A 24,721-nucleotide genomic window follows, 5' to 3' on the forward strand; every position below is an offset into this window, starting at 1 on the left:
GCTTCGGACGGACCCTCACCGAACGCCGGAACCGCCGCCGGTCACCCCGACCCTCACCGACACGGCAACGGTTCCGGAGCACCGAGAGAGGGCGGCACCCCTGTGCGGGGGGTGCCGCCCTCTCGTGTCAGTGCAGGAATCGGTGCAGCGGAGCGGACTCGGTCAGCAGCATGGTGACGCGGTGGGCGAGCCGCTGCCACGCCTCCTCCTGGGCGTAGGAGAGCCGCACGTCCTCGTCCCCGGCCGCCTCCAGCGCGGCGAGGAGGACATCGGTGTCGGCGTCGGGCGCGAGGTCCACCATCGACAGCACCCGCGCCAGCGCACCGACCAGGCCGGCCGCGGACTCGCCGTTCGACGAGACCTCGCCGAGGAACGCGGCGACGCCGCGCGACGGCTCGGGAGGCGCGACGAGGGCCCCGGACAGTTCACGCAGCAGTGCGTACAAAAGGTCCGTCTCTTCGGTGGGCAGCCGAACGACCCGCAGACCTTCGTGCTCCCAGCGGCCGTTCGGCGTCCACACCCGAGGTCCGCGCGCCACCGCTTCGGCCAGTGTCGCCCGGACGCGCCGGAAGGCGGCGAGCCCGCCCGCGAACAGCGCGTGATCACCTCCCTCACGGGGAGCTTCGGCCAGGGGAACCAGCACATGCTGCTCCACCCGATCGCATTGAGCGTCGAGTTCCGGGTCCACGACGACGAGGCGAACTGACGTGCGCTGCTGGTGCTCCATGTCGAACACTCTGCCAGTCGGCTCTGACAACGGCCCTGGGGCGTCCCGCGTTCTCGGCGCCCGGCGCCCGGCGCCCGGCGTCACGCCGCCCCGCGACTCGGCTTCCGCCTCACACCGCGCCCCCGCCCCGCCCCCGGAACCCTCACACCCACCCCCCGCCCCCGCTGAGGGCAGCGTTCCCCGTGGGAAACAGTCGTGATGCGGCCGGGTAACGTCGGCACCGCACGCTCGGCACATGACCTCGAATACGCGTGTGGTGGTGATCGGCGCCGGGCTCGCGGGCGTCCGTCTCGCCCGGCGGCTCGGCGAGCTCGGTGTGCCCGCCCTGGTCGTCGGCGAGGAGGAGCACCCCCCGTACAACCGCGTCCTGCTCGCGGACGTGCTGGCCGGCCGCTACGCGCCCGAGGTGATCTCCCTCCCGGCCCCCGAGCGCCTCGTCCGTTCCCGGGTCACCCGGATCGACCGGGCGGCCCGCGAGATCCACTGCTCGGACGGCGCGGTGATCGCATACGAAACACTCGTCCTCGCCACCGGTTCGAACCCCGTCCTGCCGCCCCTGCGCGGTCTGCTCACCCCCGGTCGGGCCGAGCTGCCCGAGGGCGTCCACGCGTTCCGTACGATGGACGACTGCCTGGGCCTCGCCAAGGCCGTCCGCGCGGGTGTGCGAGCCGTCGTCATCGGCGGCGGGCTCCTCGGCGTCTCCGCCGCCCGTGCGCTCGCCGCCCGCGGCGCCCAGGTGGTCCTGGCCCAGCAGGCCGAGCGCCTGATGGAACGCCAGCTCGACCCCTCCGCCTCGAAGCTGGTGTGCCGCCACCTCACCGATCTCGGCGTCGAGGTCCACACCGAGACCCGGGTGCGCGGCGTGTGCACCCTCGGCGGCGCCGTCCGCACCGTGGAGATGGCCGACGGCTACGCCCTCGACACCGACCTCGTCGTCCTGGCCTGCGGCGTCCACCCCCGCGTGGGCCTCGCCCAGGACGCGGGCCTCGCCGTCCACAAGGGCATCCTCGTCGACGACGAACTGCGCACCTCCGACCCGCACATCCGGGCCATCGGCGACTGCGCCCAGCACGACGGCACGGTGTACGGGCTGGCCACCCCCGCTCTCGAACAGGCCGAGGCGCTGGCGCAGTCGCTGGCCGGAGACCCGGACTCCCGCTACACGGGCACCCGCTCCCTGACCCGGCTCACCCTCGCCGGGCACGACTTCCTCGACCTCGCCGCCTTCGGCGAGACCGAACCCCGCCCCGGCGACGACGTCGTTCAGCTCACCGACGCGACCCGCGGCACCTACAGGAAGGTCGTCGTCCGCGACGACCGCCTGGTCGGCGGCGTACTCGTCGGCGAACTCGGCACCGTCGGCGCGCTCGCCCGCGCCTGGGAGGGAGCAGAGCCGCTCCCCACGGACGGTGCCCCGCTGCTCCACCTGCTCACCAACGATGGAGGCTCCTGATGTCCACGGACACCACCCCCACGATCGTGCTCGTCGGCCATGGCATGGTCGGCCAGCGCTTCCTCGAAGCGCTCGCCGAGCGCGGCCTGACCGCCACGCACCGGGTGGTCGTGCTGTGCGAGGAGCCTCGCCCCGCCTACGACCGTGTCCAGCTCACCTCGTACTTCTCGGGCACCACGCCCGACGAGCTGTCCATGACCGACATGGAGTTCATCGCCACGCACGGCATCGAACTGCACATCGGCGACCCGGCCGAGACCATCGACCGGGAGGCGAAGACGGTCACCGCCCGCTCCGGACTGACGGTCGCGTACGACACCCTCGTCCTCGCCACCGGCTCCTACCCCTTCGTCCCGCCGGTCCCCGGCAAGGACGCCGAGGGCTGTTTCGTCTACCGCACCATCGAGGACCTCCTCGCCATCGAGGAGTACGCGAAGACCAGGGCGACGACGGGCGCGGTGGTCGGCGGCGGTCTGCTCGGTCTCGAAGCGGCCGGCGCGCTCAAGGGCCTCGGACTGAACACGCACATCGTGGAGTTCGCGCCGCGTCTGATGCCCGTGCAGGTCGACGAGGGCGGCGGCGCCGCGCTGCTGCGCACGATCGAGGACATGGGCCTGACCGTGCACACCGGTACGGGCACCCAGGAGATCGTGGTCGGTGAGGACGGCTCCGTCACCGGTATGAAGCTCTCCGACGGCTCCGAACTGGCCACCGACATGGTGGTGTTCTCGGCCGGTGTCCGCCCGCGCGACCAGCTCGCCCGCGCCTGTGGTCTGACGGTGGGCGAGCGCGGCGGTATCACCGTCGACGAGCGGTGCCGCACGGTCACCGACCCGCACGTGTTCGCGATCGGCGAGTGCGCGCTCGCGGCGGACGGCCGCGTGTACGGCCTGGTCGCCCCCGGTTACGAGCAGGCCGAGACGGCCGCCGCGACGATCGCCGCCGACGAGGCGGAGTTCACCGGTGCCGACCTGTCCACCAAGCTGAAGCTGCTCGGCGTGGACGTGGCCTCCTTCGGCGACGCGCACGGCACCACCGAGGACTGCCTCGACGTCGTCTACTCCGACTCCCGCTCGGGCCTGTACAAGAAGCTGGTCATCGGCCGCGACGGCACGCTGCTCGGCGGCATCCTGGTCGGCGACGCGGAGGCGTACGGCACGCTGAAGGCCTTCACCGGTTCGGTCCCGCCGGTCTCGCCCGAGTCGCTGGTGCTGCCCGCGGGCGCCGGGGAGCCCGCCCAGCTCGGCCCGACCGCGCTGCCGGACGACGCGATCATCTGCTCCTGCAACAACGTCACCAAGGGCACGATCCGCGGCGCGGTCACCGAGCACAAGTGCACCACCGTGCCCGAGGTGAAGAAGTGCACCAAGGCGGGCACGACGTGCGGCAGTTGCGTCAAGGTGCTGGGCCAGCTGGTCGACGCCGAACTCGAGGCGAGCGGCGTCGAGGTCGACAAGGGCCTGTGCGGCTGCTTCTCGCAGACCCGCGAGGAGCTGTACGAGATCGTCCTCGCCCTGCGCATCAACTCCTACCAGGAACTGCTCGACCGCTACGGCCGCGAGGGCGCCCGCGGCGGCGACGGCTGCGAGACCTGCAAGCCGGCCGTCGCCTCGATCATCGCCTCGCTCGCCCCGACGATCGGCGCGAGCGGCTACGTCCTGGACGGCGAGCAGGCCGCGCTGCAGGACAGCAACGACCACTTCCTGGCCAACCTGCAGAAGAACGGCTCCTACTCGGTCGTGCCGCGCATCCCCGGCGGTGAGATCACCCCGGAGAAGCTGATCGTGATCGGCGAGATCGCCCGGGACTTCGGCCTCTACACGAAGATCACCGGGGGTCAGCGGATCGACCTGTTCGGTGCGCGCGTCGAGCAGCTCCCGCTGATCTGGGCCCGGCTGGTCGACGCCGGCTTCGAGTCCGGCCACGCCTACGGCAAGGCGCTGCGTACGGTGAAGTCCTGCGTGGGTTCCACCTGGTGCCGCTACGGCGTCCAGGACTCCGTCCGCATGGCGATCGACCTGGAGCTGCGCTACCGGGGCCTGCGCTCTCCGCACAAGCTGAAGTCGGCCGTCTCCGGCTGCGCCCGCGAGTGCGCCGAGGCCCAGTCGAAGGACTTCGGCGTGATCGCCACCGCGGGCGGCTGGAACCTCTACGTCGGCGGCAACGGCGGCGCCACCCCGCGCCACGCTGACCTCCTCGCCCAGGACCTGTCCGACGCCGAGCTGATCCGCCTCATCGACCGGTTCCTGATGTTCTACATCCGCACCGCCGACCGCCTGGAGCGCACCTCGGTGTGGCTGGAGCGGATCCCCGGCGGACTGGACCACGTGCGCGACGTGGTCGTCCACGACTCGCTCGGCATCTGCGACGAACTGGAGGCCCTGATGGCCGCGCACGTCGCGAACTACCGCGACGAGTGGGCCGAGACCATCAACGACCCCGAGAAGCTGGCCCGGTTCGTGTCCTTCGTCAACGCGCCGGACACCCCCGACCCGGTCGTCGGCTTCGTCCCCGAGCGCGACCAGATCAAGCCCGACCTGCAGCTGCTCACCATCGGCACGCGACCCCTGGAAGGAAGCGCCCAGCGATGACCCTGGCACTCGAGACCACCGACCTGAAGATCGAGCTGCGGATCGACGAGGACACCTGGTTCCCGGTCTGCGACATGAGCGCGCTGACGCCGGGACGTGGCGTGGCGGCGCTGCTGCCGGACGGCCGCCAGGTCGCGCTCTTCCGGGACCGCTCGGGCCGGCTGTACGGCATCGACAACCGGGACCCCTTCGGCGGCGCCGCGGTCCTCTCCCGGGGGCTGACCGGCACCCACCAGGGCCGCCCCTTCGTCGCCTCGCCGTTGCTGAAGCAGCGCTTCGACCTGGAGACCGGCCAGTGCCTGGACGACGAGACGGTCAGGGTGGCGGCATACGAGGTGCGGGCCGCCTGAGGACGGCGCCGAGGACCCCTTCCCTCTGTCCGCCGGGCCGGCCACAGGCCCGGCGGCGGGGCCGTCGGCCTCGGACGACCCTCGTGCAACCTCAGAAGACCCTCATATGGATGGACGGGCCACCGACCCCGTCCCTAGGGTCACGATCATGCCCGACATCTCGCTGACCATGGTCGCCGCCCTGTGCCTCGCCGCGCTCGCGGCCGGCTGGATCGACGCCGTGGTCGGAGGTGGCGGACTGCTGCTGCTTCCCGTACTGCTGCTGGGGCTGCCCGGCGGCACTCCGGCGTCGTTCGCGCTCGGCACCAACAAGGCCGTCGCGATCGTCGGGACGACGGGTGCCGCCGTGACGTACGCGCGCCGGACACCGGTCGACGTGGGAACGGCCGTACGGATCGGGATCGCGGCGCTCGCCGGGTCCACGGCCGGGGCGTTCGTGGCCGCCGGGCTGAGCACCGACGTCCTCAAGCCGGTCGTCATGGGGGTGCTGCTCGGAGTCGGCGCCTTCGTGATCCTGCGTCCCGCGTTCGGCACCGCCCCCTCCACCGGGCCGGTCTCCGCACGCCGGGTGCTCGCCGCGATCGGGCTCGCGGGCCTCGGCATCGGCTTCTACGACGGCCTCATCGGCCCCGGCACCGGTACCTTCCTCGTCCTGGCACTCACCGCGGTGCTGCACCTGGACCTGGTGACCGCCTCCGCCACCGCGAAGATCGTCAACTGCTGCACGAACGCGGGCGCGCTCGCCACGTTCGCCTGGAAGGGCACGGTGTTCTGGCAGCTGGCGGTGCTGATGGCGGGCTTCAACCTGGCGGGCGGCATGATCGGGGCGCGGACGGCGCTGAAGCGGGGCAGCGGGTTTGTTCGGATCGTGCTGCTTACGGTGGTGTTCGCCCTCGTCGCGAACCTGGCCTACGAGCAGTGGCTGGCCTGAGCGGTGGTGCCGCAGGTGCCGTGGGCGGTTCAGCGGCTGCCCGTCAGGTGGGCGAAGACGACCACGTTGCCCTGGTAGCCCGTCGCCTTCGAGTAGCCGCCGCCACAGGTGATCACCCGTAGCTCCGGGCGCCCCGCCGCGCCGTACACCTTGTCGTCGGGGAAGTTCCGCGCGGCGTAGACCTCGACCGCGTCCACGGTGAACACGGCGGTCGAGCCGTCGCGGCGGCCGATCTCGATCGTGCTGCCCTTGCTCAGGGCGCCCAGGTCGTAGAAGACCGCCGGGCCCCGGGTGTTGTCGACGTGCCCGGCGACGATCGCGGTGCCGGTCTCGCCGGGTATGGTGCCGGCCTCGTACCAGCCGGCGAGGTTCTTGTCGTCGGCGGGCGGGACGTCAAGGCTGCCCGCACCGGTCAGCCTCAGGCCCATCAGGGGCGCGTCCACGTGGATCGAGGGTATGCGGATGCGGTCGGGCGGGGAGGGCGGCAGCGCGGGCGCGGCGGAGCCCTCGCGGTCCGGGTCCACGGCGCCCTGGGCCGCCGAGGGTTGAGGGGGAGTGTCGCTCCGGTAGGCGCTGTGCAGCAGCCAGGCGCCGGAGCAGAGGGAGACCGCCGTGACGGACGCTATCGCCGCGTTGCCGACCTTGTGCACACGAAGCTCCTTCCGGCAGGGCCAGGGCCCGTCTTTTTGCGGCCGGCCTGATCCGGGAGACAGACCCTGGTCCCGGACCCCCTCCGGGCCGCGAGGGGCGGTCGGACCCGGAGGGGATGGGGACGGCGGTACCGGCGACGGACAGCGGAGGAGTCCGTCAGATCCCGTCGCCTCTCAGTCGGCGATGCAGGAGCCAGGTACCGCCCGCGGCGGCGACGGCGAGTGCCGCCACACCGGCCGCGGTCCGCACGGGGTCGGGGCCGAGTGCACCGCCGACCCCCGTCTTCACGCTTCCTCGCGGACGCGTCTGATCCTTGGCCGCGCTGAGGGTGACCGTCAGGTCGCCGGTCACCCTGGCCCGCCGGCCCCCGGAGCACGTGGCGACGATCTCGTACGTCCCCGGCTGCGCGCCGGGCGGCACCCGGAACCGGCCGATCACGTCCTGCTCGTGCGTGCTGGGCGCGAGCGTGAACGTGCCGCCGCCGACCGCCGTCGCGTCGCCCGCCGCGGATCCGTTCGCGCCGCACGCCGCCGTGTTGACGGTGACCACACTCCCGGGCACGGCCATGGAGGGGAAGACCTCCAGCCTCCCGGTCTCACCGCCGTACGCGGGCGCGGCGGCGAGCCCCGCGGCGGCGAGGGCGAGCGCGGTGCCGGTCAGCGAACGGGCCGTACGTCGCATCGTGGTGCTCCTCGGGCGGGACACGGCCCGCGGCATCACCGGCGTGCCGCTGTGTCGGTCGTGTCCCCGCACTGTCGAGGAAAAGGGCAACGGGCCGCGGCCGCTCGCTGACGATGTGTCAGGAATACGGTGAACGGGTGCCGGGTAAAGGCGGTGGCGGCGGCGTTTGGGCAGGTCAGCGGCGTAGGGGGGCGGGTGGGCGAAGAACACCGGAGGGTGAACGGGGCTGGTGAACAGGGGTGGTGAACGGGTGAGCGGTCGTCAGGCGCCGCATTCCGCCCCCTGTGCGGCCGGGAAACCACGGTCCGCCAGAGCCTCGGTCACCGTCCGGTGCCCCACCGCCGCCAGGACCGGATTGGTCTCCCGGTAGTAGTGCTCCGCCGTCAGGCCGAAGCACAGGGCCCAGACCCGGCCCCGGGCCCAGGTCGCGTCGTCCACGGCGGCCGCCTCGCGGAACAGGTCGCGGGTGCCGCGGGTGAAGACCGCCCACGCGGCCAGGGTGTCGGCCGCCGGGTCGCCCACGCCCAGGCCGCCGAAGTCGATCACCGCGGTCAGCCGGCCCGCGGTCGTGAGCAGGTTCCCTGGCAGCAGGTCCCCGTGCAGCCAGACGGGATCGCCCTCCCACTGCGGGAGCCGGACGACCTCCTCCCACAGCGCGGTCGCCGCGGCGGCGTCCACCGTGCCGTCCGCGCCCAGGTCGCGGATGGCCGCACGGACGTACGCGTCGTTCGCCGCCACCGGGCCGCCCCGCCAGGACGCCGGACCTCCGCTCGCGTCGACGCGCCGCAGGGCCGTCACGAAACGGCCCAACTCCACGGCTGCCGTGCCGAGTTCGGTGATCGGGTCGTCGTAGGCGTTCTTGCCGTCCAGCCAGCGCAGCACCGACCACGGCTGCGCGTACCCGGGTGCCGGGGCGCCTCTGCCCAGCGGCAACGGGACGGTCAGCGGCAGATGCGGGGCCAGCAGCGGCAGCCAGCGCTGCTCCTTGTCCACCTGCCGCGCCCCGTCGGGCCGCCGGGGCAGCCGTACGACCATGTCGTCGCCCAGCCGGTACATGGCGTTGTCCGTCCCGGCGGACGGCACCTCGGTGACCGGCAGCCCGGCCCACCGGGGGAACTGCCCGGCGACCAGCCGGCGCACCAGCGCGGTGTCCACGTCCAGTTCGTCGGCGTGCATCTTCGCGGCGGGCATCGGTCTCCAGCGGGAGTACGGCGGTCGGGTGCCGCAGCGTAGGCAGGGCGGCACCCGGCCCGCCACCGTATTTCCCTCAGCCGACGTTCACGGCGCTCCAGGCCGCCGCCACCGCGTCGTACTCCGTGCTCCCCGCCCCGTACAGGTCCTTCGCCGCGTTCAGCGTCGCCGTGCGGGCGCCCGCGTAGTTCGTGGAGGACGTCATGTAGACCGTCAGCGCCCGGTACCAGATCTTGCCGAGCTTGTCCCGGCCGATGCCCGCCACCGTGGAGCCGTCGCAGGTCGGGGAGTCGTAGCTGACGCCGTTGACGGTCTTGGCGCCGCTGCCCTCCGCGAGCAGGTACGCGAAGTGGTTCGCGACGCCCGACGAGTAGTGCACGTCCAGCTTGCCCACCGAACTGCTCCAGCAGTCCGCCGAATTGCCGTCCTTGGACGGCTTGTCCATGTAGCGCAGCGCCGACTTGCCGAAGCCCGAGCGGACGATCTTCTCGCCGATCAGGTAGTCACCGGGGTCCGAGGCGTTGTTCGCGTACCACTCCACCAGCGTTCCGAAGATGTCGGAGGTGGCCTCGTTCAGCCCGCCCGACTCCCCGGAGTACGCCAGCGCCGCCGTCTTGGACGTCACGCCGTGCGTCATCTCGTGCCCGGCCACGTCCAGCGCCACCAGCGGCCCGAGCGTCGTGCCGTCACCGTCGCCGTACGTCATGCAGAAGCAGTTGTCGTCCCAGAAGGCGTTGTTGTAGTTCGTGCCGTAGTGGACGCGGTTGTAGGAACCCTTGCCGTCGCCCGCGATGCCGCTGCGGCCGTGCACGTTCTTGTAGTAGTCCCAGGTCACGTCGGTGCCGTACTGCGCGTCCACCGCCGCCGAGGAGCGGTCCGACACCGTGCCCGACCCCCAGTGGTTGTCGGAGTCGGTGAAGAGGGTGGCGGGCGCGCGGCTGACGCAGATGGTGGTGAGGAAGCACAGGTCGGTCTTGTTCTCGGCGTCGCCCGTGTACGTGTCGCCCCGCGTGGGGTCCTTGAGCTGGTACGCCGACCCGGACTGCGTCGTCTGAAGCGGAACCGTCCCGCTGTAGAGGGACTTGCCGTCACCGGACGCCGTCTCGATGCTGTCCCAGGCGTCGATCTGCCGCCCGGTCCCGGCGTCCGTGACCACGGTGCGCGCGACCGGGTTGCCGAGCGTGTCCTGCCCGGTGACCTCGGTGCGCCAGGCGAGCCGGGGCGCGCCGTGCAGCGCGTCGACGACGAGCTGCGGCTTGGCGGTCAGGTGCCTGAGCAATTCCCCGGCGTTCGCGGCGCGCAGCGCGGCGGTGGCCAGGTCGGCGGCCTTGGGGGCCTTCACGGCCGGAGTGATGGTCGGCAGGGAAATGGCGCGCCGGGTGGCCCGGTCGGCGCTGCGGTACGACCCGTCGGGCGCCAGATGGAGCACGAAGTCGCCGCCGAGGACGGGCAGCTGACGGTATGTCCGGTCGTAGCGCACATGCCGGCTGCCGTCCGGGTCGATGACGACGTCTCGTACGCTCGTGCCCTGCGCCGGTGTCAGGCCCAGGCGGGCGGCCTCGCGCGCCAACACCGCCGCGGCGTCGCGGATCACGGTGGACCGGCTGGGTCTGGCGGCCGCCTCGGCGGCGGGGGCCGGGGCGAGTGCTGCGGCCAGCAGGGCGGCGGCGGTCGCGGCGGTGCCGGCCACGGTGAGACGGGAACCTCGGGCAGGCCGTATCCGGCTCATCGGTCTCCTAGGGAAGGCGCCCGGGGGCGCGTGGGGAGGGCAGGGGGTGGGGAACCCCCTGGCGTCCCTCCGATTGAAGGGTCCAGGGCGTGTCATGTCCATGGAGCGGCCGGGGAGATGTGTGAGGGGGAAGAATCGGTTCTGTGAGACTGCCGTTCTTCGTCTACGGGACGCTTCGCCCGGGGGAGCACAACCACGCCCTCTTCCTGCGCGGCCGCACCGGCTCCGAGGAGCCGGGCCTGCTGCGCGGCGCGGTGCTGTACGAAGGCCCCGGCTACCCCTACGCGGTGGCGGACGAGGACGGCGGCACGGTCACGGGCGAGATCGTCACCGCGCGGCCCGAGGCGTACGACGGCCTGCTCGTCCTGCTGGACCGTCTCGAGGAGTACGTGCCGGGTGATCCGCGCAGCCTCTACGAGCGGGTGCAGCGGGAGGTGACCGCCGCGGACGGCAGGACCGCCCGGGCCTGGGTGTACCTGGCCGCCCCCGCCGTCGCGACCCGGCTGCGGCGGCGGGGCAAGCTGATCGGGAGCGGGGACTGGCTGAGCCGGCGGACTGTCGGAAACGGGTGAGCCCCGGCACGGGGTGCCGGGGCTCACGCGAGGGAACGGAATCGACCGTCAGCCGAAGGCCTTGATCGTGTTCCAGTTCACCGACAGGACGACCTTCACCGCGGCGTTGGTGTTCGTCCGCGACGGGTTGTAGATCCGCGTGTACCCGTCGGAGGCGAAGCGGGCCCAGATGTCGGGGATGCCGTCCGCGTTGATGTCCGGGATGCCGATGGCCGTCGGCACGTCGACATCCGTCCAGCCGGTGCCGTAGGACTCGTCCTTCCCGGTCAGCGAGTTGGCGGCCAGCTTCAGCGACTCCAGGTCGACGCTGCCGGTGACGGCGCCGGGCTTGCCCTGGCGGTCGTACATGTTGCCGTTGTCCAGGTTGCGCCACAGCAGGTCGGGAGTGCCGTCGCCGCTGATGTCGGTCACGTTGACGATCTCCCGGCGGGCCCAGGCGGTGCCCTCCATCAGGGTCGCGGTCTGGAAGGTGGCGCCGGTGTAGCCGGACAGGGTCCAGAACGCGGTGCCGGCCCGCAGCACCAGGTCGGGCAGCTTGTCGCCGGTGATGTCGCCGACGGCCCTGATCTGCGTCCACGTCGAGGGCGCGGGGGCGTTCGACGGGAGGCGGACCTCCAGGCGCTGGGAGACGTCGTAGCTGCCGTAGCCGTCGCCGGGGTAGAGGTAGAAGTGCCCGTCGGGGGTGACCGCGAACAGGTCGGTGGAGCCGTCGCCGGGGTAGACGTCCTGGTAGTGCGTGATCAGGGCGGCCTTGCCGGTGGCCGGGTCGAACCAGTGGCCCTGCGGGTCGGTCTGCTGGTCCTTCGGCTTGGTGCTGTCGTAGGACGCGGTCAGGCAGTTGTACAGGTCGCCGCCGTCGCCGCCGACGCAGTTGCGCAGGTTGCCGTCGGCGTTGACGATCAGCAGGTCGGGGTAGGGGTCACCGCCGGTGTCCATGGGGCCGTCGGCGGTGTCCCGCGGCGGCACGTAGAAGGTGTAGTCGGTGCGCTGGCTGGCGTTGCCGGCGGCGTCATAGGCGTACACCTGGAGGGTGTTGGGCCCGGCGTGCGCGGGGGACATCGGGTCGACGGTCGCGGTGCCGTTGGTGGCGTTCACGTAGACCGGGTTGTTGCCCTCGAAGGACCAGCGGAACTTCGTCGCGCCCTCGGAGGTGAAGGTCACCGCGCCATGGCCGCCGAACTTCACCGTGGACCAGGTCTGCCCGTCGGGCGTGGCCGCGGGGAAGTCGTCGCTGTCGACGGTGGGCTGCGGCGGGGCGCTGGCGTCGATGTTGAGCCGGCACGGGTCGGTGCCGGGAGGGAAGTACGAGGAGGTCAGGCCGCCGGAGTCCTCCGCGCGCACGTCCCACGAGTAGGTGGTCTTGTCCTCCAGCGGGAACGTGGCGGGCACGGTGTAGGTGGCGGTTCCGCTGGAGTTGGGAGTGACCAGCCAGCCGGACGGGACCGTGCCGCCGGTCTTCCAGAAGCGGAAGCGCAGCTTGCTGAGGTTGCCGTCGGCATCCTTGGCGTTGGCCGACAGCACGATGTTGGTCTTGCCGACGGTCACGCCCGAGCCGCCGACGGAGCAGGTGCCGCCCGGCGTGGTCTTGCCGCCGGTGGGCTCGGAGGGCGGCCGGTTGTAGACGACCTCGAGGGTGGCGCTGGTCGCCTGGAACTTGCGCCACGTCTGCACGTCCGACTCGCTGCTCGCGCGCATGCCGAAGGTGATGTTCGACCAGCCGCCGTCGGCGGCCTTCTGCGCGCCGGCCGTGACCGGGAACGCCTCGTAGTCGTCGGGGCAGGAGCTGGAGGACCAGCCGTGCGCGAAGGAGTGGTGGTCCAGCTGCGTGGACCAGCTCGGCTGCTTGTTCCAGGTGGTGCCCGACGAGATGGCCCCGGTCAGCCAGAACTGGAAGTCACGGGTGGTGCAGGACCAGGAGTGGTTGTTGAGCACCTTGAAGGTGGCCTTGGAGACGTCCGCGCCCTTGATGCTGGTGTCGAACTTCATCCGCCAGAAGGAGCGGGCGGTGCCGCCGGTCTCGTTCTCATAGCCGACGCGGGCGTCGGAGGTGCCGGAGGAGAAGTTGGTGCCGTCCCAGAAGCTCGAGTTCGGGTACGGCTTGTAGGCGACGGTCCAGGCGAGCCAGCCGCTGTTCATGGTCGGGTCGACGAACACCGGGAACTTGACGTCGGCGTTCTTGAACAGCCCGGCCTGCGCGGCGTGCAGGTCGAGGCGGGCGGTGCCGGTGCCGTCGCCGGCGAGCTTGACCGGCATGGGGGCGCTGTGCGCGCCGGGCTCGATGCCGCTCAGGCCGGACAGCTTCAGCACGTCGGTGGGGGTGTCGACCGAGGTGCGCGGGGTGCCCCTGCCCTCGTCGAGCTCGGGGTCGCGGCCGGCGGAGTCCCAGGCGAACGGGGTGGGGATGGAGCCGATTTCCTTGCCGGAGCGGTCCTGGACCAGGATGCGGCCGCTGCCGGCGTCGTTGTGGAAGACGGCCGTCTTGGAGCGCAGGCCGTAGGCCACGGTGGCCAGCGCCGGGGACTGCGCGGCCTCCTTGGTCTTGACGATCAGCAGCTGGGCGAAGCCGCCCTCGGCGCGGGCGACGAGCAGCAGGTCGACGCCGGGCAGCACCTCGGAGTACAGGGCGCGCGGGCCGTCGAGCACCGGCTCGGGCAGGGTGCCGGGCCAGGTGTAGGCGACGGTGTGACCGTCGAAGTCGACCTCGGCCAGCACGGTTTCCCGGCCGCCCGTCAAAGGCGCACGTACAAAGGAGCGGTCGGCGCGGGTGTCCTTGCTGCCGCTGGAGAAGCGGACGGGCTGCGCGGGGTTGACCGGCTGGATGCCGAGGCCGCGCGGGGCGTTCTTCACCCGCCGCAGGTGGTTGTCGATCGGCGCCCACTGACCCGTGGCGGTCTTCGCCCGGGCCGGCGTGGCCGTGATTCGGGTGCGCAGCTGGCCGTCCGGCTGGGCCCACGTCTGGGAGGTGGCCGTGGTGGCCGTCTCGACGAGGACCGGCTTGTGGGTGCGGCGGGCCTCGGCCTGGGCGTCGGCTTCGTCGCGCGGGCCGGTGGCGGCCTGGCGGGCGCGGGTGGCCTTGTCCGCCTGCGGTGGTGAGGCGTCGTCGGGTTGCCACCAGGGCAACAGTGCGGCGGTCAGGGCGGCCAGGACAAGGCCGAGGGTGACAGCCAGCCTGGTGCGCGTGCGCACAAAGGGGCTGAGAAAACGAGGCGGCGCGGACACGGCGGCGTTCTACTCCCGTGTGGACCAGGTGGATACGGACAGCACGAACAGCCCCGGTCGGCGGGCCGCGGGGCAGAGTTGCGCACACGATCACATGAACGTCACGTCCGGTCCACATATGAAGTGTTTATGAAGTTGTGACGAACGAATGGGGCGGCGTTGACTCGGCTTTGACCGTGCCTCAAGTGCGGCTTTTGATCACCTGAAGTGCGGTCATAGGGATGAGTAATCACGATCTTGCCGACTTGTCCTGTAGGTGAGTGTCAGTCAGGTCTCGTCCTATGGCGCAGATCACACAACACTCGGGAACCATCTCGGACGGATCTTGAAACCTGCGGGGGTCATGACAGAAGGTGCGGATTCCATCTGTCGTTTTTCTTTGCATGCCTTGGTGGGGTCGACGCGTATGCGCGCTCAAAGTCCACCGTCATGGCTGAGGCGGTCGCGCCCAGCTATGACGGAGTCACAACGACGGCGCCGCCGGCAAGGCCGCGCGGCGACCGTCCTTTTGTTGTCCACGGCCTTGTTGGTGAGCAGTCTCGGCACGGAGGCATGGGCGATACCCGCCCCCGGCATGGCCCGGGAGGAGGTCAAGCTCCCCGACCTGCCGAAGCCCACGGCGGTTCCGGAGGACCAGGAGGCCGAGAAGAACCTCACCACCGCGCCCGAGGTGCCCGTCGACCCGTACGCGCCGACCGCCGTCACGCCCTGGGCGGAGGATCAGGGTGTCGCCAGTCTGACGCCGGACGCTCAGCCCGGCACCACGGTCGCCGTCGGGAACCTGCCGGTCGCGATCGGTGTGCCCGCAGGCACCGATCCGACGGCGATCGACGGAGACTGGCAGGTCAAGCTGGCCGCTCCGACCGCGTCGCAGGACGCGAACGTCTCCGGCATGATCATGAAGGTCACGCCGCCGGCCGACGCCGACCCGACCGCACAGGTCACGATCGACGTCGACACCACCGGCTTCGCCGACCTGTACGGCCCGCAGGCCGCCGACCGCTTCGGCCTGGTCCTGCTGCCCAACTGCGTCATGGACGCGCCCGACACCGGCGACTGCGCCACCGACAGCGGTGTGACCACCATGTCGGGCAAGAACACCAAGCAGCCCGAGCGGCTGCGCAGTTCGATCAAGGTGGTCCCCGCCGACAAGGCGCCGACCAAGAACAAGCTCGCGAAGAAGGCCACGAAGCGGAAGATCCTCACCGGCTCGGTGCCGGTGTCGAACCTGCTCGGCGGCGACGCCGGTTCGACGGCGTCCAAGGCTTCGGTGCGCACCGCGTCGTACCGCAGCGGCGACGTGCTCCCGGTGGTCGACGCCTCCGGTCCGCAGGTCATCGGCGCGATGGACACCGGCTCCTCCCCCTCCGGCGACTTCACGGCCACCCCGCTGCTGTCGTCCGGCTCCTGGGCGGCCGGCTCCTCCTCCGGTGCGTTCACGTACTCCTACGACGTGCAGGTGCCGCAGACCGCCGGCGGCCTGATGCCGAAGATCTCGCTGGGCTACTCCTCGCAGTCGGTCGACGGCCGTACCTCCGCCACCAACAACCAGGCCTCCTGGATCGGTGACGGCTGGGACTACAACCCGGGCTCGATCACCCGGACCTACGTCAACTGCCGTCAGGACTCCAAGAAGTCCGGCTCGAACAACGCCACGCACCGCACCGCGGACCTGTGCTGGGGTTCGATGAACGCCACGCTGTCGCTGGGCGGTATGACCACCGAGTTGGTCTGGGACAAGGACCAGGGCAAGTGGTTCACCGCCAACGGTGACGGCTCGAAGATCGAGCGGCTCACCGACTCCGGCAACGGCAACGGCGCCCGCAACGGCGAGTACTGGGTCGTCACCACCAAGGACGGCACCCGCTACTACTTCGGCCTGAACAAGCTGCCCGGCTGGTCCGACGGCCAGTCGACCACCGACTCGGTGCTGACCGTGCCGGTGTACGGCAACCACGAGGGCGAGGACTGCTACAAGGCCGGCGACTGGGTCAACTCCGCGTGCACCCAGGGCTGGCGGTGGAACCTCGACTATGTCGAGGACATCCACGGCAACGCCATGTCCCTGTGGTGGAAGAAGGCGCAGAACTACTACGCCCGCAACTTCGACTTCAAGGCGCCGGTCGTCTACGACCGGGACGGCTGGCTCGACCACATCGACTACGGCCAGCGCAAGGACACCCTGTTCTCCGCGACCGCCCCGGCCCGCGTGACTTTCAAGGTGGACGAGCGCTGCCTCCCCGAATCCACGCTGACCTGCTCGGACACCAACTTCGAGGACAAGGACCCGGGCAAGTACCGCATCTGGTACGACACCCCGGCCGACCTGAACTGCAAGCAGGTCACCTCCACCTACACACGCAAGTGCTGGAACGCCGGCCCCTCCTTCTGGAGCCGCAAGCGTCTGGTGCAGATCCAGACCTCCGCACAGCGCCGCACCGACACCACCGCACGCCAGGTGGTGGACCAGTACAACCTCAAGCACAGCTTCCCCGTCCTCAAGACCGGCCCGAACACCGCGCTGTGGCTGGAGTCGATCCAGCGCACCGGCTACGGCCGCAACGGCACCACGGACCGCAGCGTCACCATGAACGCGGTGCGCTTCGAGTCCAACGCCGAGGACATGCCCAACCGGGTGATGCGCCCCAATGACCCGCGCCCCGGCTTCTCCCGGCTGCGTGTCGCGCGCGTCATCAACGAGTACGGCGGCGAGACCGTCGTCACCTACAAGAAGCCCGAGGGCGACTGCGCGACCGGCACCAACCTGCCCGGCAAGAGCGACACCGCGGCGCTGAAGTCCAACACGCGCCTGTGCTACCCGGCGTTCTGGAACCCCGACCCCGAGGTCGAGGACATCGACTGGTTCCACAAGTACGTCGTGGACTCCATCGAGGAACTCCCCAACGTCGACGGAGCGTTCGCGACCAAGACGGCCTACCAGTACAAGAACCCGGGCTGGAAGCTCGCCGACGCCGAGTTCACCAAGAAGTCCACGCGCACGTACTCGCAGTTCGCGGGGTTCGAGCAGACCACGGTGATCACCGGTGCCGACGACGCGTCGATCGGCTCCAAGCGGTCCAAGGCCGTCACCCGTTACTTCCGTGGCATGGGCGACACCGTGTCGGTGAAGGACATCGAGGGCAACGAGATCGCCAAGGACCGCGAGCCGTTCGCGGGCCGGATCGCCGAGGAACTCGACTACGACAACGCCGACGACCCCGACACGGCGTGGGTCTCCCGCTCCGTCACCGTCCCGGAGGCCACCGAGCTGGCCCACCGCGACCGTGACGACGGCCTGGACCCGCTGCGCGCCTGGCGCGTGACCGAGCCGGACGAGATCGCGTACACCAAGTCCTCCACCACGAACACCGACGACAACCGGCCCGAGCGGATCGTCAAGACGCACACCACCTACGAGTCGACCTATGGTCTGCCCGTGCTGGTGGAGTCCCTCGGCGACACCGGCCGTCCCGGCGACGAGTCGTGCACCAAGTCGGAGTACGTCCACAACACCGCCAAGAACCTGATCGGTCTGACCCGGCAGGTCCTGGTCTCCCCGACCACCTGTGCGGCGGCGGACTTCAGCAACCTCGCCACGCTCAGCAGCGGTCTGCGCACCGCCTACGACGGCCAGGCCTACGGCGCCGCGCTCGACGACACCACCAAGGGCGAGGCGTCCGAGACCTGGTCCATCAACGGTGACGGCACCGGCTGGCAGTCCGACGGCACCACCGAGTTCGACGCCGTCGGCCGCGTCACCCGTACCACGGACCAGGACCACAAGACCTCGGGCCTGATCACCTACGAGCCGTCCACCGGCCAGGTCTTCAAGGTGACCGAGACCAACGCGGTCGGCCACTCCGAGACCCGGGAGATCGAGCCGGGCCGTGGCACCACCACGAAGACGACCGACGCCAACAACCACGTCACCCAGGCCGAGTTCGACCCGCTGGGCCGCCTCGAGAAGGCCTGGGCCGCGGACCGCGCCCCGTCCGACACGGCCGTGCCGGACTTCCGCGCCGTCTACACCGTGCCGGAGTACAAGGAGAACGAGGACCGCAAGCCCTCCTACGTCACCACCTACACCCGCGGCTACAACGACCGCATCGAGACCTCCGTCACCCTCTACGACGGCCTCGGGCGGGAGCGGCAGCAGCAGGAGCAGGCGGACGGCGGCGGCTGGCTGATCACCGACACGCTGTACAACAGCTCCGGTGAGGTCTGGCAGACCAACAACGCCTACCTGACCTACCAGGCCACGCCGGGCGAGCTGTTCACCCCGGACGCCGACACGCAGGTCCCCAACATCACGCGCTACACCTACGACGGCTCCGGCCGCGTGCTGCAGGAGACCCCGGTCCTCAAGGTCGCGGACCCGCAGACCGGCACGGTCAGCTCGCAGGAAGTCCCGGAGCGGGCCACCAAGTACCAGTACGGCCTGGACTGGTCGAAGGTCGACAACCCGACCGGCGCCTCCGACTACCGCGTCTACACCGACGCCCTCGGCCGCACCTCCCGGGTCGACACCTTCAACCCGGACGCGCCCGGCGGCTTCACGTCGATGAAGTACGAGTACGACGCGCGCGGCATGCTCGTGAAGGCGACCAACTCGGCCGACTCCACGCATCCGTGGACATGGACGTACGACCACCGCGGCCGTCAGTCGACCGCCACCGACCCGGACTCGGGCACCGTGTCGACGTGGTACGACAACCACGACCGGGTGCAGCACAGCAAGAACGCTCGTGGCATCGACGTCTGGTACGCCTACGACCAGCTGTCGCGGCCCACGGAAGAGCGCCTGAACAGCTCAACCGGCACGCTGCTGTCCCAGTTCACCTACGACCTGGCGCCCGGCGGCAAGGGCATGCCCTACACCGCCACCCGCTACACCGACGGTGACGCCTACACCCAGCAGGTCGACGGCTACAACAAGGACTACCAGCCGACCTCGACCACGCTGACCCTGCCGGACACCCTGGCCACCGCCTGGGGCCTGGACAAGTCGTACACGTACTCCTACAAGTACAGCGACAACGGCATGCTCGAGGAGTCGACCCTGCCGAAGATCGGCAAGCTCGCCTCCGAGAAGCTGGTCGTCCGCTACAACCAGGACGGCAAGCCGCTCTCCATCTCCGGCAAGGACTGGTACGGCTCCGAGACCGTCTACGACCCCTACGGCCAGGTGCTGCGCTCCACGCTCGGCGCCCAGCCCTACCGGGTGTGGACGCAGAACACCTACGACGAGTCCAGCGGTGAGCTGAAGGACCAGCAGGTCTACCGGGAGAAGGGCGCCACCAACGGCGGCGACACCTCCCTGCTCCCAGGCAACCTCGTCTCGAAGCGGTCGTACACCTACGACCCGGCCGGCAACGTCACCTCCATCTCGGAGTCGGCGACCGGTATCGAGGAGCGGCAGTGCTTCGCGTACAACCCGCTGGGTGAGCTGAAGACGGCGTGGACGGCGAAGGACCTCACCTCCAAGCCCGACACCGCCTGCGCGAGCACCAAGAACACCGACGGCACGCTGAACGTCGCCGCCGGCAAGGACAACTCCGGCTACTGGCAGGAGTACGAGTACGACCTGCTCGGCAACCGCACCAAGCTGACCGAGAAGGACCTCACCGGCACCACCGCCAAGGACGCCACGACCACCTACGCCTACGGCAAGGCCGACGGCACCCAGCCGCACACGCTGACCAAGGTGTCGAAGACCTACACCACCCCGCAGGGGGCGCAGGTCAAGGCCGAGGCGGAGCGTCTGTACGAGCTCACCGGCGAGACCAAGACGATCACCTCGCTCCAGAACGGTGACAAGCAGTCGCTGAGCTGGACCTACGACGGCAAGATCGACCGCATCACCGGCGCGGGCAGCGGCGGCAAGACCCCGTACGTGGGCCTCGCCGACAAGTGCCTCGACCTCAAGGGCGGCCTGGCCGTGGCGGGTACGGCGATCCAGCTGTACCAGTGCAACGGCTCCATAGCGCAGAACTGGCGCTTCAGCCCCACCCCGGGCGGGACCAACCCCGACCAGGGCACGCTGAACGTCTACGACAAGTGGTGCGTCCAGCCCGCCGGCAACACCGCCGGGTCGGCCGTCCAGCTGCAGAAGTGCGACGGCTCGGCCGGCCAGGAGCTCAAGCGGAACGCGTCCGGCCAGTTGACCCACGTGTCCTCGGGCCTGTGCCTGGCGGTCCAGGGCGCCAACTCGGCGAACTCGACCCCCATCGTGCTGGCCACCTGTGACGGCACGAAGGCCGAGCAGCTGTGGGCGCCGCAGAACGACACCCGTTACATCTACGGCCCCGGCGGCGAGCAGCTGCTGACGATCAAGGGCAAGCAGGCCACGCTGTCCCTGGGCGAGGCGGAGGTCACCGTCCAGAAGGGCGGCGTCCTGGTCAACACCCAGCGCACCTACGACGCCCCCGGCGGCGCGGTGATGCGGTACGCCTACGGCACCGCCAGCGAGAAGCTGGTCGCCATCACCGGCGACCACCAGGGCAGCCCGTACGCCGAGGTCGCCCTCGACGGCGGGATGTCGGTCCGCATCCGCAAGCAGGACCCGTTCGGCAACCAGCGCGGCGCCGACACGACCGGCACCAACCGGCAGGCGCACACCGGGTTCCTCGGCGCCACCGACGACAACGCCTCGGGCTTCGTCGGGCTGGGCGCGCGGTTGTACGACCCCGTGGTGGGCCGCTTCCTGTCCGCCGACCCGCTGCTGGACCTGAACGACGTCCTGCAGTCCAACGGGTACGCCTACGCACACAACAACCCGGTGACGTACGCGGACCCGACGGGCGAGTCCATCGCCCTGACCGCTTCCGAGCGGGCCGCGGCCCTCGCGGGCGCGGGTCTGTCGGCGGCGCAGGTCGCGCAGGCGCAGGCGATGCAGGGCAAGTCCCTCACGTCCGTGATCCTCGCCGTGGCGTGGGAGACGCTGAAGGACTTCATCGGCATCAACGACGCCATCGCCTGCTTCGGCGGTGACATGTGGTCCTGCATGGGCATCGTGATCGACGCCATCCCGTGGGGGAAGCTCGGCAAGATCCCGGCGGTGATGAAGGCCGTCAAGCGCACCATCAAGGCGGTCGAGTCCTTCCGCGCGGCCAAGAAGGCGGCGGAGATCGTCCTGAAGGCGGCGAAGGCGGCCGAGAGGGTGGCGCTACGGGCCAAGAAGCTGGCTATCGAGCGAGCGAAGAAGCTGGCGGCGCAACGGGCGAGGAAGAAGGCGGCGGAAGAAGCCAGACGAACCGCCGACAAGGCCCTCGACCTCGCCAAGAAAACCGGCAACCCACGCCAGAAGCACGCCGCGGCCGAGGCAGCCCCGAAGGTGCACTCCCACGGAGGCGGAGGCAAGGGCGGCGGCGACTCCCATCCGGGAGGCAAGGCCGGCGGCTCCTCCAAGAGCAAGGGAGGAACCAGCGGCAGCGGCGGCTCGGGCAAGGCCGAGGGCGGCGGTGGCTCCTGCCCGATCAACAACAGCTTCGTGCCCGGCACCAAGGTCCTCATGGCCGACGGTTCCACGAAGCCGATCGAGCAGGTCAAGGCTGGCGACAAGGTCGTCGCGACCAACCCGAGGACCGGCGAGACCCGTGTCGAGACGGTCGCGGCCGAGATCAAGGGTCACGGCCTGAAGCACCTGGTCAAGGTCACGATCGACGTCGACGGAAAGAAGGGCGGTAAGACGGCTCAGGTCACCGCGACCGACGGCCACCCGTTCTGGGTGACCGAGCTGCACGCGTGGATCAAGGCCACGGACCTGAAGTCCGGTGAGTGGCTGCAGACCAGTGCGGGCACGTACGTCCAGGTCACGTCGGTCGAGCGGTGGACGAGCCGAGGGGCAACCGTCCACAACCTCTCGGTCGGCGATGCCCACACGTACTACGTGCTGGCCGGCGTGGCACCGGTTCTCGTACACAACTGCGGGAACGGTGGCGGAGCCGATGCCGACCACCTTCAGGACATGGTGGACGACATGACCGGCATCGCCGGCGCCGGCGCGGGCTGGCGCACCCAGGGTGCTCTCCACGCCGACACCCCGGCCGGAGGACTGGACATCGTCGCGGTGGGAGCGCGTGCGGACCTCACCCAGAGGCAGTGGCAGGCCCTCCCCGATCTCGGGACAGGCACGCTCGCCATTCGCGTTCCTCAACCGGCGCGAACGGTACGCTCGGAGAACTTGTGGCATGCCGAGGTGAAGTTGTGGACCGAGGCGGCGGGTATTCTCCAGATCCAGCCGCGCCTCCTGGTGGTCAGCAGACCGATCTGCCCCGCCTGCGCGAACTTCCTGTCGCGCAGGGGTGCCACCATCACATCGGCGACCACAGCCGAGTGGTAGCCAAGTGACCTGGGCGGTGCGGGGCGGAGGAAACTCCGCCCCGCACCGCCGTTTCCAGTACATAAGGACGGAGAACACACATGCCGGACTCGCCTGAAGGGCCCGACTTGGCCTACAGCGCCTCCTTGGTCCTCCGTATCGGAGGCGCGGCCTTCGTCGCGTGTCCTGATGAACGCCATCAAGCCGTGTACTACCGCGTGGACGCCGGGGTCCGCGCCGTATGGAGGCATCTGCGTGGATCCGAGATCGACCCTGACCTCGTGAGCGCGGCCGAGAAAGCCAACCGCAAGCTGGGGGAGCAGGCTGCGGCCCTCACCGTGCCCGAGGAGTTCGTCACCGGCTTCCGCGACCTTGCGGCCGCCTCGCTCGGGCAGTTGGCCCGAGGCGAATCAGTGTCCCGGCAGGAGCTGTCCACTCGGGCCGTCGAGACGGTCGGCTTCCTCGAGAGAGACCTGGGGAGTGCGACGGGCGCCGTGGACTTCGAGCGGTCCTGCCAGGCAACCACCGAGTCGCTGCTCGAAGGCTGGGGCGACGACCCGTCGGCGACGTTGAGGCGGGTACGACGCGAGACCGATGTATGGGCTCTTGCCTATCAGCGGTACGTGAGGCCTGAACTGGGCCAGTACCACGGCTGACCACAACGGCAGTCCCCGCCAGCACCTTCGCCGGTCGGGGCCTCCATGCGGCATCGAGCCATGAGTAAGCCCCGTCGAGTGATGCCCGACGGAACTTGCTTGATGGTCGGTCGGCGTCAGAGCCGCTCAGGCGTCCGGATGCCCAGCAGGGCATGCCCTGGTGGAGGGTCTTCGCCGTCACGTCGCACAGGAACAGGCGGTTCTCGACCTGGGTCGTCGTTTCGACCTTCAGGGCAGGGAACTTGTCGTAGAGCGACGTGAACAGGTACGCCAGCTGGTACACGCCGTCATCTTGTGGGGGCGTACTCCGCCGCCGCATCAGTGACGACCTCCGCGAACGCGTTCACGTGCGGAACCAGCGCCCGCTCCGCCGCGTGCAGTGTCTCGGATCCGGTCCGCGCGCTCGCTTTGGCCTACAGCGCGTGTCCGGTCCTTCGGATCGGCAGCGTGGTCTTCGCCGCGGGCCCCGACGATCTGCTTCGAGCCGTGTACTACCGCGTGGATGCGGACGTCCGCGCTCGAAGCGGTGATGAATGCGCTCCCCGCCGGGGTACACCCGATGCCTTGGCCTAGTCCGCCGGTGGTTTCAGGCGGCGCGAACGTCAGGCCGCCGGGTACGCAGTGCAACAGTTCTCGCAAAACCGTTGCGCGGGCTGACCCTCCCGGTGGCTCGCCAACAGCGGCGGTCCGCCCGTGACGGGCCTCATCAAGGCGAGGAACACACCGACCTGGGCGGCTTCGATGCGGTCCTGCGGTGCCGGTGTACTGCCGCTGTACTCCTGCCGAGGACCGGCCGTTGCGGCGTCGGCCCGCTCGCCCGTGCCGGTACCGGGGACATCCTGCTTCCGCGGGTGCTCCCTTCAGCACTGCCAGAGGAAGCAGCCTTCCTCGCACGCCGTGCATGCGAAGGCGTATCCCCGGCCGCCCCCACCGAAGTTCAGCGCTGTCCGATGGTCGTGACCTTCTTCCAACTGCGCCACGAAGCCCATCGAGTGCCCGCACGAACGACAGGCGGGGGTCTCGTCGGCCTGAAGCCACGATGGAACCCCGCCCAATTGTCCTAGTACCTCCTGCTCAGAGCGTCCATGAGCCTCGGCCCAACGACGTCGCGCGGCATCATAGGAGGCCCCGTCCATCGCCGTGCGATCAATGCCGCAGGTCTCGGGAGACAGAGTCTCCCCTTCTGTCGGTACCACGGCAGCCGTGAGACCGGAGGAGGGCAGGACCAGTGCCCGGTTGCCGCCGGCGAAGGGATCCCATTCGGCGCAGAGCCCTGGATCGTTCTGGCACATGAAGACGGACAGGATGTGCGGCGGCGTATCCGCGGCTGACGCGGGGCCTTGAGCCGTGGGGGCATCGACCGGAAGCTGCGCTATGAACATCATCGGGCCGGCACATGTGGTGCAGCATGGCCAGTCGAAGGCGGCGGGTACCAGGGGAATCCCGCCGGTGCGCGTACCCAGGGCCATGTCGTCGACCGGGCCGGCATATGTCATCAGCGTCGGCATGGCCGAGAGCCTAGTGCCGGATGAACCGCGATCCGCTCCGCGGCCTGTCCCGCCTCGGAGCAGCGCTCGCGCAGTGTGGCCGGGCCGTCGGCGTGGCGTACGGCATGGAAGACGACCAACTCCTCGATACCGGCTCCGAGTC

The 24,721-nt window shown here is 70.3% G+C and carries 14 protein-coding genes and 1 pseudogene; 7 read left to right on the forward strand and 8 right to left on the reverse strand.

The window, feature by feature from the left end; genetic code table 11:
• Nucleotides 1-127: 127 nt before the first annotated feature.
• Complete coding sequence (locus tag ACFYZE_RS01025) at nt 128-727, reverse strand: hypothetical protein (RefSeq protein ID WP_388986579.1); 600 nt, start codon at nt 725-727, stop codon at nt 128-130.
• A 235-nt stretch (nt 728-962) separates the two neighbouring features.
• Here ACFYZE_RS01025 and ACFYZE_RS01030 point away from each other — a divergent pair, with 235 nt between their 5' ends.
• From ACFYZE_RS01030 to ACFYZE_RS01045, 4 genes are all read left to right on the forward strand, one after another.
• Nucleotides 963-2,180: an NAD(P)/FAD-dependent oxidoreductase gene (locus ACFYZE_RS01030; RefSeq protein ID WP_388986582.1), complete on the forward strand. Its 1,218-nt coding sequence runs from the start codon at nt 963-965 to the stop codon at nt 2,178-2,180.
• Nucleotides 2,180-4,771 (forward strand): nitrite reductase large subunit NirB, encoded by a 2,592-nt coding sequence (gene nirB, locus ACFYZE_RS01035; protein WP_388986585.1) that lies wholly within the window; start codon nt 2,180-2,182, stop codon nt 4,769-4,771. The genes ACFYZE_RS01030 and nirB overlap by 1 nt, the downstream gene beginning before the upstream one ends.
• Nucleotides 4,768-5,121, forward strand: coding sequence for a nitrite reductase small subunit NirD (nirD, locus tag ACFYZE_RS01040; protein ID WP_388986588.1), 354 nt, complete (start codon nt 4,768-4,770; stop codon nt 5,119-5,121). Before nirB ends, nirD begins: the two co-directional genes overlap by 4 nt.
• A 148-nt stretch (nt 5,122-5,269) precedes the next feature.
• The gene (locus tag ACFYZE_RS01045) at nt 5,270-6,052 is read left to right on the forward strand and encodes a sulfite exporter TauE/SafE family protein (protein ID WP_388986591.1); all 783 of its coding nucleotides are present in this window, start codon (nt 5,270-5,272) and stop codon (nt 6,050-6,052) included.
• Between the two features lie 29 nt (nt 6,053-6,081).
• Here the strand turns inward: ACFYZE_RS01045 and ACFYZE_RS01050 are convergent, their stop codons facing one another.
• The 4 genes from ACFYZE_RS01050 to ACFYZE_RS01065 form a co-directional block, all read right to left on the reverse strand.
• On the reverse strand, nt 6,082-6,702 hold the full coding sequence (locus tag ACFYZE_RS01050; protein WP_388986593.1) for a class F sortase: 621 nt from the start codon (nt 6,700-6,702) through the stop codon (nt 6,082-6,084).
• Between the two features lie 157 nt (nt 6,703-6,859).
• Nucleotides 6,860-7,384 carry a hypothetical protein gene (locus ACFYZE_RS01055; protein WP_388986596.1) on the reverse strand — a complete coding sequence of 175 codons (525 nt, stop codon included), beginning with the start codon at nt 7,382-7,384 and terminating at the stop codon, nt 6,860-6,862.
• A 261-nt stretch (nt 7,385-7,645) separates the two neighbouring features.
• The gene (locus ACFYZE_RS01060) at nt 7,646-8,575 is read right to left on the reverse strand and encodes an aminoglycoside phosphotransferase family protein (RefSeq protein ID WP_388986599.1); all 930 of its coding nucleotides are present in this window, start codon (nt 8,573-8,575) and stop codon (nt 7,646-7,648) included.
• A gap of 76 nt (nt 8,576-8,651) precedes the next feature.
• Nucleotides 8,652-10,304: a M4 family metallopeptidase gene (locus ACFYZE_RS01065; protein ID WP_388986602.1), complete on the reverse strand. Its 1,653-nt coding sequence runs from the start codon at nt 10,302-10,304 to the stop codon at nt 8,652-8,654.
• A gap of 143 nt (nt 10,305-10,447) precedes the next feature.
• Between ACFYZE_RS01065 and ACFYZE_RS01070 the strand changes: the two genes are divergently transcribed.
• Nucleotides 10,448-10,876 (forward strand): gamma-glutamylcyclotransferase family protein, encoded by a 429-nt coding sequence (locus ACFYZE_RS01070; RefSeq protein WP_388986606.1) that lies wholly within the window; start codon nt 10,448-10,450, stop codon nt 10,874-10,876.
• Nucleotides 10,877-10,924: 48 nt separating this feature from the next.
• Here ACFYZE_RS01070 and ACFYZE_RS01075 read toward each other — a convergent pair whose 3' ends face one another.
• On the reverse strand, nt 10,925-14,062 hold the full coding sequence (locus ACFYZE_RS01075) for a DNRLRE domain-containing protein (protein ID WP_388986609.1): 3,138 nt from the start codon (nt 14,060-14,062) through the stop codon (nt 10,925-10,927).
• Nucleotides 14,063-14,669: 607 nt separating this feature from the next.
• On the opposite strand from ACFYZE_RS01075, the gene ACFYZE_RS01080 reads away from it, so the two are divergent.
• Nucleotides 14,670-22,436 carry a ricin-type beta-trefoil lectin domain protein gene (locus ACFYZE_RS01080; RefSeq protein WP_388987901.1) on the forward strand — a complete coding sequence of 2,589 codons (7,767 nt, stop codon included), beginning with the start codon at nt 14,670-14,672 and terminating at the stop codon, nt 22,434-22,436.
• Between the two features lie 260 nt (nt 22,437-22,696).
• Entirely contained in the window at nt 22,697-23,071 is a 375-nt protein-coding gene (locus ACFYZE_RS01085; RefSeq protein ID WP_388986612.1) for a hypothetical protein, read from the forward strand.
• A gap of 116 nt (nt 23,072-23,187) precedes the next feature.
• Here the strand turns inward: ACFYZE_RS01085 and ACFYZE_RS01090 are convergent.
• Both ACFYZE_RS01090 and ACFYZE_RS01095 read right to left on the reverse strand, forming a co-directional pair.
• A pseudogene (locus ACFYZE_RS01090) lies at nt 23,188-23,451 on the reverse strand (DALR anticodon-binding domain-containing protein); the annotation flags it as partial.
• Between the two features lie 480 nt (nt 23,452-23,931).
• The gene (locus ACFYZE_RS01095) at nt 23,932-24,579 is read right to left on the reverse strand and encodes a DUF1963 domain-containing protein (RefSeq protein WP_388986615.1); all 648 of its coding nucleotides are present in this window, start codon (nt 24,577-24,579) and stop codon (nt 23,932-23,934) included.
• Nucleotides 24,580-24,721 lie beyond the last annotated feature (142 nt).

The organism is Streptomyces sp. NPDC001796 (assembly GCF_042892355.1).
Lineage (GTDB): Bacteria > Actinomycetota > Actinomycetes > Streptomycetales > Streptomycetaceae > Streptomyces.

Excerpts from the sequence above, each read along its gene's own strand:
- ACFYZE_RS01025 (WP_388986579.1), bottom strand. The coding sequence starts at position 727 with ATGGAGCACCAGCAGCGCACGTCAGTTCGCCTCGTCGTCGTGGACCCG.
- ACFYZE_RS01030 (WP_388986582.1), top strand. The coding sequence starts at position 963 with ATGACCTCGAATACGCGTGTGGTGGTGATCGGCGCCGGGCTCGCGGGC.
- nirB (WP_388986585.1), top strand. The coding sequence starts at position 2,180 with ATGTCCACGGACACCACCCCCACGATCGTGCTCGTCGGCCATGGCATG.
- nirD (WP_388986588.1), top strand. The coding sequence starts at position 4,768 with ATGACCCTGGCACTCGAGACCACCGACCTGAAGATCGAGCTGCGGATC.
- ACFYZE_RS01045 (WP_388986591.1), top strand. The coding sequence starts at position 5,270 with ATGCCCGACATCTCGCTGACCATGGTCGCCGCCCTGTGCCTCGCCGCG.
- ACFYZE_RS01055 (WP_388986596.1), bottom strand. The coding sequence starts at position 7,384 with ATGCGACGTACGGCCCGTTCGCTGACCGGCACCGCGCTCGCCCTCGCC.
- ACFYZE_RS01060 (WP_388986599.1), bottom strand. The coding sequence starts at position 8,575 with ATGCCCGCCGCGAAGATGCACGCCGACGAACTGGACGTGGACACCGCG.
- ACFYZE_RS01065 (WP_388986602.1), bottom strand. The coding sequence starts at position 10,304 with ATGAGCCGGATACGGCCTGCCCGAGGTTCCCGTCTCACCGTGGCCGGC.
- ACFYZE_RS01080 (WP_388987901.1), top strand. The coding sequence starts at position 14,670 with ATGGCCCGGGAGGAGGTCAAGCTCCCCGACCTGCCGAAGCCCACGGCG.
- ACFYZE_RS01095 (WP_388986615.1), bottom strand. The coding sequence starts at position 24,579 with ATGCCGACGCTGATGACATATGCCGGCCCGGTCGACGACATGGCCCTG.